The organism is Pedobacter sp. AW31-3R, from assembly GCF_052180285.1.
Taxonomy (GTDB): domain Bacteria; phylum Bacteroidota; class Bacteroidia; order Sphingobacteriales; family Sphingobacteriaceae; genus Pedobacter.
Window position 1 is genome coordinate 6,353,996 of sequence record NZ_CP197475.1, and the last position, 12,943, is coordinate 6,366,938.

The following is a 12,943-nucleotide window of genomic DNA, read 5'->3' on the forward strand; positions in this document are numbered from 1 at the left end:
TTCATAATTTCTATCATTTATCAGTATCCCTGGAGATCTCACCATTGATCAATAACCTGTATTTTGAATTAGATTGGGATTCGCGGAAAGGTCTGTTGGTGGTAAAGGAAAAAGATTAAACTTGTCTGCCACCGCAGATCCTCCTTTTAGGCCCCCCTTCCATGCCCATAAATAAGCACCGGTAGTAAATTTACTGAATCTGATCAAATCTGTTCTTCTTACCGCCTCATAGTACAGCTCACGTCCGCGTTCATCCAGAATAAAATCCAGGTTGAGGGCGGTACTGCTGATGTTACCCGTTGTGCTACCGTTATAGGCACGTGTCCTTAAGGCATTGATATAACCCAGTGCAGTTCCCAGGTCGCCACCTGTACCTCCGCGCAATACGGCCTCTGCATAAGTCAGGTAAATTTCTCCCAGGCGAAACAAAGGGAAGTCGATATCTGAAAAATCCTTCGCTGCATCCTGATTGGGAGCCGGAGCACCCGTACGGGTTTTATTCCGGTATTTGGTACTGGAGTACCCTTCTGTTTCCACGTAGAGCTCGTTCATCTCCAGGCTTTGTCCGGTCATATAAAACTGGGCACGGCTGTCTGTATTACCCGATTTATCAGCAAAAAGATTCACAAATTGCTGCGTACAACGCAAACCTCCCCAGTCGCCATTAGAACCTGAAACATCAGCAGGTACATTCGCAGGGCCATGCATCAGATAGGTAGTTCCGCCATAATTCTGGGTACGGGTTCCATCATAATTGATGGTCAGGATATTTTCATCCGTATTCAGGTGATTGTCTGCAATGGTAAGTTCCCTGTATTTGTTATGAAGCGTATAACCCGCAGCAATAATCTTATTGCAATAGGTGATGGCCTCCGTATATTTTCCGGTTCCGGTATATACCGAAGCATTCAGATAAAGTCGCGATAACAAAGCCCAGGCCGCTGCACGGTCTGCCCTGCCATATTCATTGCTTTTTGGTTCAGCCAGATCATTTTCGATAGCCAGCAGTTCAGACTCTACATAATTAAAAAGATCCTTCCTTACAATCCGTTTGGGAAACTCCTTGGTCGCAATCGCCGTTTCTTCCGTAGCAAATGCCGGGTTACCATACAGATCAAGTAATATCCAGTACTGGTAAGCCCTGATGAAACGTGCTTCTGCCCTGAATTTGCGGATATCCTCCGCATCAGTACCAGTAATGCCTCTTTTGGTTATATTATCATCTGTAGATTGCCTGATAAAATCATTGCACAGGGTAATCTGAAAATATGAACGGTAATAAAGTCCATTGATAATGGAATTGATAGAGCCCCAGCTGAGTTCGTGTAAGCCCTGGATACCTGCATCACTTTGCCATGACCAGGCGGCCTCATCAGTAGTCAGTTCCTGCAGGTTCCAGTAAAGCCTCAAAAAATCGGAGTTACCTTCATCCTTGATGATCTCTGCAGGAATGTCCTGCTGACCGGTCGTCGCATTACCGGTGAGTGCAAATGCGCCGTATACTTTAGCCAATGCCTGCTTATAACCCAGCGGGCTGGAATATACCTTGTCGGCCGTCAGGTCATTGGTAGGGGTTAGATCCAGCTTATTACATGCGGTAAACAAGACCACCAGCAAAAGCGTAAAGAGTTTATTTATGTTCTGATTCATCGTATTAATAATTAAGATTTAAGCCCAGAGAGAATACACGTGGTCTTGGATAAAGGTTGTTATCTACACCGGAAGGAACCTCAGGATCAAGTCCCTGGTATTTGGTGATCACAAAAACATTCTGCACGCTGGCATTGAGCTGCAGGTTCGCTTTGTTCTTTAAAAACGAGCCGAACTTATAGCCAAGGTTGATATTGTCCATCCTTAAAAAAGAAGCATTTTCCACATAATAGTCGCTCAATAGTTGCTGGGTTTTGAAGTTCGTCACCAGATAGTTTGGCGATGCATTGTTCAGCGTTGCTGTACCCAGAATCTGCGCTTCATTGCCACGCTGGCTGAAGGCATTATTGTACAGGTAATTACCCAGATTGGCCCGCAGCGTAAAACTCAGGTTCCATTTTTTATACGCAAGGTTGTTGCTAAAACCAAGGAATACCTTTGGATCTGCTGATTTGCCTTTGGTAAAATCATTCTCCGAAATAATACCATCACCATTCTGATCCACATATACCCCCTCAACCGGATTACCCGAAGCATCATAGACCTGTTGCAATAAGTTGAATGTACTCTTAGGCGAGCCGACTGCATTGATAAAGGCATTTTGTCCGCCTACTCCTCCGGCTATGGTTCCTGAAGGGAACCCTTTGTAATTCGGATCATTTGGGATCACGGTCAGATTAGTGATCGTATTTTTATTGTAGGTTGCGTTGATGCTGAAATCCCAATTAAAATCATTGCGTTGAACCGGAATAAAGTTCACATTTAGTTCCACTCCCTCATTTCGCATATCTCCGACATTGATAATCGCCGTAGCGTTGAAGTTTGTACCCGCTGGCTGGGGAATCTGGTTCAATAAATCGCTGGTCTTACGTCTGTAGAATTCCACACTGGCAGTGATCCTGTTCTCGAAGAATCCTCCGTCGATACCGATATTGGTGGTTGCCGTTTCTTCCCATTTGATATCCGGAATATAGGCAGTGGGGCGGTACATCTGGTAAAACGTATCACCAAACTGGTAAGAAGCATTTGGTGTGCTTAATCCGTAGGTAGATAAATAACCATAATTTCCAATACCTTCCTGCTGACCGGTAATTCCATAACTCGCTCTTAATTTCAGGGCAGAGATCGTCTTATTGTCCTTCAGGAAAGACTCATTTTTCAGGGTCCAGGCCAAGGCAACAGAAGGGAAATAGCCGTATTTATAACTTGGGCCGAACCTTGAAGATCCATCCCGACGGATTGTACCTGTCAGCAAAAAGCGTTCATCATAATTGTAGTTTACACGGGCAAAATAGGAGATTAACCTGTTTTGAGGGGTATAGAAAGGGAAGTCGGGATCAGTTTTTGCGATCTTATTGCCATAGGCATCAAAATCGGCAAAATTGTAAAATTTGGTCTGGTAGTCATTATAAGAATAACCCGCAGTTGCATCTACCCTGCTTTTAATAGACTCGAACTGCTTTACATAGTTCAGGTAAAAATCTGCAAGCGTATTCATCCGGTTTTGTTTATACTGGGTATTGACTCCTTTTCTGTTGATCAACTCCGCTGCATTCCCGTCCACAAACACGGTTCCTTTACCGAGTGCGGCATCATAACCCAGGTTGAGGTTGGCACGCAGTTCAGGTAGAAAATGAAACTTATAATCCAGTTGCACGTTACCGATACTCCGGTAAGGATTAGAGCGGTCTTCACGCTGTTGCAACAGCCCCAGTGGGTTTCTGCCCACCAGATTAACCAGTCCGCTTGGGTTAGTCGCATCCAGCCATTCCCAGTACCCATTGAAATCTGACCTGTTGGTATATACTGCCTGGGTTGGATCAAAACTTACCGCAGCACCTATGGCGGCCTGGTTGGCAAACCTGGTTTGCTGGGTACTTCCTTTCAGGTTAACATCAAGCTTAAGGTGCTGATCAAAAAAAGTAGGGTTCAACACAAAAGCCATGGAGGTCTTTTCCAGTTTATCGGTTCTCAATACCCCGGTTTGGTTCTGGTAACCTACCGACAGGCGGTATGGAAATTTCTTTATCCCCCCGCTAATGCTGAGGTTATTGTCAGTTGCAAATCCATCCTGATAGATCATATCCTGCCAGTTGGTGTCATACGCTCCAAGCTGCTCTTTTTGCACAGTGGTACCTTTCAGGTTCACGATCTCCCGGATCTGAGCGGCACTAAGCACATCCACCTGCTTGCTGAGCTTGGTTACGGAATTGACCGAGCTGAAACCAATTTTCAGGTCGCCCGACAAACCTTTCTTGGTGGTGATGATCAGCACACCATTAGAAGCCCTTGCACCATAAATCGCTGCTGCAGAAGCGTCTTTTAATACCGTGAAAGATTCAATATCATTGGGATTGATAAAACTCAGCGGGTTCGAGGCTCCACCTAGGGCACTGTTTTCCAGCAATACCCCATCAATTACGATCAATGGATCATTACTTGCACTGAGGGAAGAACCTCCCCTGATGCGGATGGTGCTTCCGCTACCAGGCTGGCCACTGTTGGAAGTGATGGCTACCCCGGCGACCTTACCGGAAAGCATTTGCTCTGGTGTCGTGATGCTACCCTTCTGAAAATCTTTTGCCGTAACGACGGCTACAGATCCTGTCAGGTCCTGCTTTCTGGTGGTACCATAGCCCACCACAACGACTTCATTGAGTGCCGCGGCATCGTCTTTAAGCAATACTTCCAATTTTCCGGATAAAGTGACGGTCAATTCCTGCGTGATATAGCCGACAAAGCTAAACTGCAGGGTGCCTTTTCCCCCCGGGACATTTAAGCTGAAACTGCCGTCCTGACTGGTCACTGAACCAATTTTAGTGCCTTTTAACAGCACACTTACCCCAGGGATACCCTGTTGGTCAGTCGCGGACCTGACCGTTCCTGTAACCTTGAGGGGCTGTTGTGCCTGAAGGTTGGTTGTGGTGAAAAGAAAAAGCGCCAACAATAAGTTGAGCTTCATACTAAAAGTAAAAATGTGCATACAGTATTTGGTTGATAATTTACTGATACAAATGAAAACTTTATTCCCATTTTCCCCTTGTGCTATTGTGTTTTTTTTTGGTTCTATTTAACATATTTGCATGTTAAATCCATAAATAAAGGGCAGAAAGGCATTTACATCCCAATTTCTCTTAACTTTATAAAAAACCAAATCCTGTATCTACTGCTGATGAGTTCAATCCTTAAAAATGTCTTTTTCATTTTTTTATATTTTACCTGTCAGGTCTGTGTTGCGCAAAACCTGAAATTTAAGCACATTGGTCTGGACGCGGGTCTTTCCAACAGTACCATTGAATGTATATTCCAGGACCACCGGGGGTTCATCTGGTTTGGGACACGCGATGGGTTAAACAAATATGATGGAGAACACCTCACTGTTTACCGGACCGGTAAAGATTCCAGTACCTTATCCGACAATTTTATCCGGCATATTTTCGAAGACCGTAATAAGAAACTGTGGATAGGAACTTCTAATGGATTGAATCGCTTTGATCAGGAGACTGACCGCTTCAAGCGCTATTCAATATCATCAGACAGCAAGAAGTCTTTGGGTAACAACGACATCAGGGTAATTGAGGAATACCGCAACGGGCTCTGGGTGGCTTGTGCAAACGGTCCGCTTAATTTTCTGGAGAAAGGGACAACGACCTCCCGTGGATTCAACTATCACACCAACGATATACATACCGACAGTAAAGGAAACCTCTGGATAGCCACCGATAAAGGTTTATATGTACTGGACGGGAAACGTTTCAAATTCCTCGAAATTAAAGGCTTATCGGGCTATCACATCCGCGTTATTTCAGAAACAGCAGATGGTACTTTATGGCTCGGAACTGAAGAACAGGGAATGGTGGCCTATCATCACCAGCAACACCGCATTCAACTGTACCGGCACCAGGAAAAGAACAGCAACAGTCTGGGAAGCGACCTGGTAAGGGCAATTATTACAGACCAGGACGATAACCTTTGGATTGGAGGCATCAACGGGGGCTTAGACCATTTCAATCTCCGTACCGGCACCTTTACCAATTACAAGAATGAACCTGGTAATCCCCAGAGTCTTTCCCAAAGAACCGTATCCGCAATATTCCGGGACAAACAAAATAACTTATGGGTAGGTACCCATCGCGGAGGTATCAATTTATATGCGCCTGGCGGGGAAAGGTTCAAACTGGTGCAACAGGAACTGAACAAGAACAGCCTGAGCTATAATGATGTCAAGACCTTTTTTGAAACTAAGGAGGGGAACCTCTGGATTGGTACGGATGGTGGGGGACTAAATTATTACGACAGAAAAAGTCAGCGGTTTTACCATTACAGGTTTGATCCGTTTCGCCCCGAAAGCCTTGGTTCTGATGCTGTGCTGCACATCAACGAGGATCGCTTCCAGCAGCTCTGGATCGGTACCTGGGCTGGGGGACTGAATTTAATGAATAAAAAATCAGGCACCTTCACCCGTTTTATGAACCATCCTGATGATCCCGGATCGATCTCCTCGAACTATGTGCAGAAAACATTTGAAGACAGCAAAGGCAATTTATGGGTTGGCACCTATTATGGCGGATTAAATCTTATGGACAGGGCCACCGGGAAGTTTACCCGCCTGATCCAGGGTGCTGCCCAAACGCAGATCAGTGGAGAAAACATCATCTCCATTGAGGAAGACCAGCATCAAAACCTGTGGATTGGCACAGATGATGGCGGACTGAACTGTTACAATCTGAATACCCGCATATTCAGCCATTATTTTCTGACAGAGGAGAAAAGGCCGGACCTGCGCATCATTTTTATAGACCGCAAAAAAAGACTGTGGGTTGGTCAGGCCGGATTATATTTATTTAACCCTAAAAGGAACAGTTTCTCTATTTATACTGACAAGGCTGGATTGGCTACAGATTTTATCAAGGGCATTACTGAAGATGAGCGGGGTAACTTCTGGATTGCTACCTCCGGGGGGCTTACCAAATTCAATCCCGAAACACTGGAATCCAGCTCTTATAGTAAAGCCGATGGCTTGCAGGGGCAGGAATTTGAGGCGAACGCATTCTTAAAAACCCGTAAAGGGGAAATGTTGTTCGGAGGAGTAAACGGCTTCAATTCTTTCTTCCCCGAAGCCATTAAAACCAATGACTTTATTCCACCGGTATACATCACCGAGTTTCAGGTCTTCAACAATAAAATGCTGCCCGGTGAAAAAGGATCCCCATTGGAGAAAGACATCAGTTTCACCAGAGACATTTACCTTAGCCATAAGCAGTCGACTTTTTCCTTCAGTTTTACCGGACTGAACTATACCGCTTCAGCAAACACCAGATATGCTTATATGCTGGAAGGTCTTGACAACAACTGGAACTACGCAGGGAATACCACTAAGGCATTTTACACAAACCTGGATCCCGGCGATTACATCTTCCGTGTGAAAGCCTCCAATAGCGATAACAATTGGAATACCCCTGGCACCTGGATCAATATCCACATTTCTCCCCCCTTCTGGGCAACCTGGTGGTTCCGGCTCCTGCTTACAGGATCCATTATTGGTATTGCCTATGCAGTACTTAGTTTCAAGCGAAGAATGGAACTGCGTGCACTGGAGGAACAGAAGCGTGAAGAAATGCACCAGATCCAGCTACAATTCTTCACGAATATCTCCCATGAATTCAGAACCCCGCTTTCTTTAATACTGGGACCAATAGACCGGCTATTGAAAGAGGATTCGAAGGCTGCTTTCCTTAATTATTATAAAACCATCCATCGAAATGCCAACCGCTTGCTGAGCCTGATCAATGAGCTCATGGATTTTAGAAAAATTGAATCCGGTGCACTCCAGCTGAAGGTCATCCAGGGCAATATTAATCTGTTTATCGAGGAAGTGCAGGAAGAGTTTGCCGAGATGGCTCAGGAGAAAAACATTAGCTTTAAGGTGAAAAATACGGTGCAGCCTACTGACACCTGGTTTGACAGACAGGTGATTGAAAAGATCGTCCTGAACCTGGTCAACAATTCCCTGAAATACACCAAACCGGGTGGAGAGGTCCTGGTGGAAATTTTAGACAGCCTGGACCAATTTCAGCCAATGTTTGAGAACCAGCTGCACATCCATAGCCCCTACCAGGGTAAGAAATATCTTTATATCCGTGTGGCAGACAATGGCATTGGGATCTCTAAAGAGTCTATAGCGCATTTGTTTGAGCGTTATTACCGCATTACTGAATCGCATTTGGGTTCGGGCGTAGGCCTGGCATTTGTTAAAAGTCTCACGACATTGCACAAAGGAAACATACAAGTATCCAGTGAGCGTCACCAGGGGACGGAGATTATTATTGGATTGCCTTGCAGCAAGGAAGACTACCTGCCCGAAGAGTTGTGGGGATTAAGTAAAGAACAAGGCGGTACCCGACTGGAAAGCATCAGCTACAGGTCTGACCAGATTTTAACTGTCCAGCCCCCCTTACCTAGTGAGGTACTCCCTGTCAGTAAACACATTTTAATTGTTGATGATAACCAGGAACTCAGGTTCTTCCTAAAAGAGACCTTAAGTCTTTCTTACCACATCTCTGAAGCCGAAGATGGCTTTGCAGGTCTTCAAAAAGCCAAAGAAGAGTTCCCGGATCTGATCATCAGCGATGTCATGATGCCTGGAATGACCGGCACACAATTTTGCAGGGCTTTAAAGGAAGATATGGAAACCAGCCATATTCCATTTCTGATGCTTACTGCCAAAAATAGTGTAGAGGCGGAGATAGAGGGGGCGGAATCGGGAGCGGATCTCTATTTCACGAAACCTGTAAATATCAACTTATTGCAGATTACGATTAAGAATATCTTCGATCAGCGCCAGAAGCTAAAAGACCGTTACTCCAAAGATCACCATACCGAAATTATCGACCTGATTCATTCTACGAAAGACAAGGAATTCATGGAGAAACTACTCGCCATTATTGATGACCATCTGATCAATCCGGAAATGGACATTGAATTTCTGTGTGCAGAGATCGGCATGAGCCGTACCAAGCTTTACCAAAAGATTAAAACGATTACCGGGCAATCGATTGGAGAATTTATCCGTTCCATCCGTCTGCGTAAGGCAGTAGAAATTATGACCCGGGAAGATGTGCTGATGACGGAAGTGATGTACCGGGTTGGGATTCAGACGCAGTCTTATTTTACCAAAGCTTTTAAAAAGGAATATGGGAAAACACCGACTCAATACCTCCAGGAAAGAAATGGACAAGGGTAACCGATAATATCCGTTCTTGGCATCCTGATCCATTAAGAAAAATTGACTGTTCCGGGAATACGGTAAATCAAAAAAGCCTCAACTTTTTCAAGTTAAGGCTTTTTAGCGGACCGGACGGGACTCGAACCCGCGACCTCCGCCGTGACAGGGCGGCATTCTAACCAGCTGAACTACCGGTCCGTTTCTCCCTTTCGGGATTGCAAATATAGGAACTATAATTGCAATCCAAAATTAAAATATCAAATATTTTCAATTAAAATGTAAGCCCTTAAGCTACAGAACCTTCTTTCATCTTTTCTGCATTCTCAGCAAACTGTAATGCATCAATCAGCTCCTGAACACCGCCATCCATTACCCCATTCAGGTTATATAAGGTCAATCCGATACGGTGATCTGTTACCCTTCCCTGAGGATAATTGTAAGTTCTGATCTTTGCTGAACGGTCTCCTGTAGACACCATCGTTTTACGCCTTGCAGCAATGTCTCCATTTTTCTTCTGCAATTCAATATCATACAACTTACTACGCAACATCTCCATTGCAATCTCCCTGTTTCCAAGCTGAGAACGCTCCTGTTGACAAACGACAACTAATCCTGATGGTCTGTGGGTCAACTGAACCTTCGTCTCTACCTTATTCACATTCTGTCCACCTGCACCACCTGAACGGGAGGTCTGCAGATCAATATCAGCAGGGTTTAAGTAGAAATCAATTTCCTCCGCCTCAGGCAACACGGCAACCGAAGCTGCAGAAGTATGTACCCTGCCCTGAGTTTCTGTATCAGGCACGCGCTGAACACGGTGTACGCCCGACTCATATTTCAATTGTCCGTACACATCTTCACCAGAGACCTTCATGATCACCTCTTTGTACCCGCCGGCGGTTCCTTCCGTCACATCAACAACTTCTACTTTCCAGCGTTTTTGCTCAAAGAAACGGCTGTACATCCTGTATAAATCACCCGCAAATAATGCAGCTTCATCACCACCAGTACCACCCCTGATCTCAAACACGGCATTTTTAGCATCTTCAGGATCAACAGGGATCAGCATTAAACGAACTTTTTCTTCCAGTTCTTCCTGCTGTTTCAAGAGCTCTTCCATTTCCTCCTTAGCCATCTCCCGCATTTCTGCATCCTTTTCGGTCGCTAAGATTTCCTTGTTGGCTTCAATATTACTCATCACATTCTTATAGACTTTATACTCGTCCACAATTTTGTTCAGATCTTTATATTCTTTATTCAATTGTGCAAAACGCTTCATATCCTGCATGGTATCAGGATTGCTTAACTGCTCTTCAACATCTTCCCAGCGCAGTTTTATTGCTTCTAATTTCTCTAACATAATCTATTTATTCAGAACCTTAATGTGTTGTGCCTTCAGTAAATACCTTTTAACAACATATTTATAATTTCAATGTTTTTTCACATAAATATGTTGTGCATTCAGTAAATGCGTTCAATAACCGACTGAACCAACGATAAGCTGGCCTTTGGTTTTATTAACGCAGCATACTGAAGCAGCTGTATTTTATAGGATTACAAAAATAAGGAATTTCTTTCTATTTTTCTTCAAGCGACAGCGCTTGTCTAATTTGAGCAGTTAAGCACCTCCCTTTTCAAAATACTTCAGGCTGAGCTCTTCCCCATCAAAAACAACGTAAGAATTGTTCGTAAACCACTCTCCTGTGTTATAGTATTGACTATTGTTCCCTAAATCAATGACCATTGGCAGGTGGCGGTGTCCATAAATAAAATAATCATAATGCTGCTTTGACAATATTTCCTTTGAATAGATGGCCAGCCATTCCTTCTCTTCCCCGATAAACACCTCATCGCTAACGGTATTGACCTTACGGCTTTTACGCGACCAGCCATTGGCAATCCCCAGGCCTATGCGCGGAGGCAAAATGGAGAACAACCACTGACATAAGGGGTTCCTGAAAACTTTCCTCAATATCCTGTAATTTGCATCTCCAGGCCCTAGACCATCTCCATGGTGCAGATAAAAACTTTTACCCCCCCTGCTGATCACCAGTTCATCACTGACAATCTGGATCCCCATTTCCTTTGTGAAGTAATCGTCCACCCACATATCGTGGTTCCCTTTGAAAAAATAAATCTTTATTCCAGCATCAGACATCGCCGCAAGTTTCCCTTGTAAACGGATGTATCCCTTGGGAACCACCATCTTGTATTCAAACCAGAAGTCGAATACATCGCCCATCAGGAAAAGTTCCGAACAACTGTCCTCAATGGAAGTTAACCAGCGTACAATCCTGTCTTCACGGATACGACTTTCCGTATGATTAGGAGAGCCTAAATGAAAATCAGAGGCAAAATATATTTTCTTTGTCATCAATAACCAAAGATAGTCAACCATTTTAATCTACAGCAGTTAAACCTGTTTTTCTTAACATGTCCTGAAACCCCTGTTAAAATAGACCTGCGAAAACCTCCATAAACTTATCCTGATAAACAGATTAATCCAAGTGCTATCAGCCTGCAGTGATGAAGATCCTCCATCCAAAAATTGTCTCCAGAAAACACTACCAGCTGGCAAATTTTGTACGCATGAGATTATTCCAAATTTCGTAAAGTCAAGTAAATCGGTATACATTGTCAAAATTGCCTCAATTTTTAACCAATTTCATACAATCGAGAACGATTACAAACTATTTTTGTATTTTCGCAGCAAATTTAAATACATGATTTCTACAGATATAGCCATCATTGGTGCCGGGCCCGTAGGTTTGTTTGCCATATTCGAAGCGGGTTTACTTAAAATGCGTTGTCATTTAATTGATTACTTACCTCAGATCGGAGGTCAGCTTTCCGAAATATACCCTAAAAAACCAATATATGATATCCCCGGTTATCCTAGTGTACTTGCTCAGGAACTGGTAGATAATTTATTAGAACAAGCGAAGCCTTTTCACCCTGGATTTACATTGGGCGAACGTATCGAAGGATTAGAAAAACGCGGTGAAGGTGATTTTGTACTGACAACAAATATGGGGACAATCATAGAATCCAAAGTTGTGGTTATTGCTGGCGGATTAGGCTGTTTTGAACCGCGTAAACCTGTTGTTGAAGGCCTTGAGCAATTTGAGAACGGACGTGGTGTGAACTACATGATCCTGGATCCGGAACAGTACAGAGGTCAGAAAATGGTTATTGCCGGTGGTGGTGACTCTGCCCTGGACTGGACAATTTTCCTTGCTGATATTGTGGAAGAACTGACACTTGTTCACCGCAGCGAAAGTTTCCGTGGCGCACCTGATTCCGTAAACAAAGTAATGGAACTTGCAGAAAGCGGAAAAATCAACCTGGTACTGAACAGCAACCTTAAATCTGTAGGCGGAACAGGAAAACTGGAAACCGTTGAACTGGTACATAGCAAAACTCTTGAAAGTACGGTGATTGAAGCAGACCACCTGATCCCTCTTTTTGGTTTAAGCCCGAAATTAGGCCCGATTGAAAACTGGAACCTGAACGTAAGCAAAAGTGCAATTGAAGTGGATACAGACGATTATTCTACCAATATCCCGGGAATCTACGCCATTGGCGATATCAATACATATAAAAATAAATTAAAGCTTATCCTATGCGGTTTCCACGAAGCAGCATTGATGAGTCATAGCGCTTACCAGTACATGAACCCTGGTGTGAAGTATACCATGAAATATACTACAGTTAACGGCGTAGCAGAATTTTAATAATGGAAGACAATAATATTACCGTACACCTCCAGAATCCGGACGGCACATTAACTGCTCTGGAAGCACCCGTAGATATGGGACTCAGCCTGATGGAGTATCTCAAAGCATGTGAATATGATATTTTAGCCACATGTGGCGGCATGGCTTTATGCGCCACATGCTGTGTAGACGTTTTAGAGGGTGAAGAAAAGTTAAGGGAAATGTCAGATGATGAGTATGCCATGCTGGATACCCTTCCTGATCTCTTACCCAACTCAAGACTTGCCTGCCAGTTGCAATTAAATCCGGAAATGGACGGACTGGTTGTTAAACTGCACGGAACTTAAGAAAT

Annotated in this window: 7 protein-coding genes and 1 tRNA gene; 3 read left to right on the top strand and 5 right to left on the bottom strand. The window is 44.0% G+C overall.

Annotation, left to right across the window (positions count from 1 at the left end):
* Positions 1-48: 48 nt before the first annotated feature.
* The gene (locus tag ACSBL2_RS25885) at positions 49-1,650 is read right to left on the bottom strand and encodes a RagB/SusD family nutrient uptake outer membrane protein (RefSeq protein WP_442589458.1); all 1,602 of its coding nucleotides are present in this window, start codon (positions 1,648-1,650) and stop codon (positions 49-51) included.
* A 4-nt stretch (positions 1,651-1,654) separates the two neighbouring features.
* A complete protein-coding gene (locus tag ACSBL2_RS25890; protein ID WP_442589459.1) occupies positions 1,655-4,612 on the bottom strand; it encodes a SusC/RagA family TonB-linked outer membrane protein in 2,958 nt (985 codons plus the stop codon).
* Between the two features lie 210 nt (positions 4,613-4,822).
* Between ACSBL2_RS25890 and ACSBL2_RS25895 the strand changes: the two genes are divergently transcribed.
* On the top strand, positions 4,823-8,893 hold the full coding sequence (locus ACSBL2_RS25895; RefSeq protein ID WP_442589460.1) for a hybrid sensor histidine kinase/response regulator transcription factor: 4,071 nt from the start codon (positions 4,823-4,825) through the stop codon (positions 8,891-8,893).
* 106 nt (positions 8,894-8,999) lie between these two features.
* Here the strand turns inward: ACSBL2_RS25895 and ACSBL2_RS25900 are convergent.
* The 3 genes from ACSBL2_RS25900 to ACSBL2_RS25910 all read right to left on the bottom strand — a co-directional run bounded on the left by ACSBL2_RS25900 (position 9,000) and on the right by ACSBL2_RS25910 (position 11,249).
* Positions 9,000-9,073: transfer RNA gene (locus ACSBL2_RS25900), tRNA-Asp, on the bottom strand.
* An 88-nt stretch (positions 9,074-9,161) separates the two neighbouring features.
* Positions 9,162-10,235, bottom strand: a complete 1,074-nt coding sequence (gene prfA / locus ACSBL2_RS25905) for a peptide chain release factor 1 (protein WP_442589461.1) — start codon at positions 10,233-10,235, stop codon at positions 9,162-9,164.
* 258 nt (positions 10,236-10,493) lie between these two features.
* Positions 10,494-11,249, bottom strand: a complete 756-nt coding sequence (locus ACSBL2_RS25910; protein WP_442589462.1) for a UDP-2,3-diacylglucosamine diphosphatase — start codon at positions 11,247-11,249, stop codon at positions 10,494-10,496.
* A gap of 349 nt (positions 11,250-11,598) precedes the next feature.
* Between ACSBL2_RS25910 and ACSBL2_RS25915 the strand changes: the two genes are divergently transcribed.
* The gene (locus ACSBL2_RS25915) at positions 11,599-12,609 is read left to right on the top strand and encodes an NAD(P)/FAD-dependent oxidoreductase (protein ID WP_442589463.1); all 1,011 of its coding nucleotides are present in this window, start codon (positions 11,599-11,601) and stop codon (positions 12,607-12,609) included.
* Between the two features lie 2 nt (positions 12,610-12,611).
* Positions 12,612-12,938, top strand: a complete 327-nt coding sequence (locus ACSBL2_RS25920) for a 2Fe-2S iron-sulfur cluster-binding protein (protein WP_442589464.1) — start codon at positions 12,612-12,614, stop codon at positions 12,936-12,938.
* Positions 12,939-12,943 lie beyond the last annotated feature (5 nt).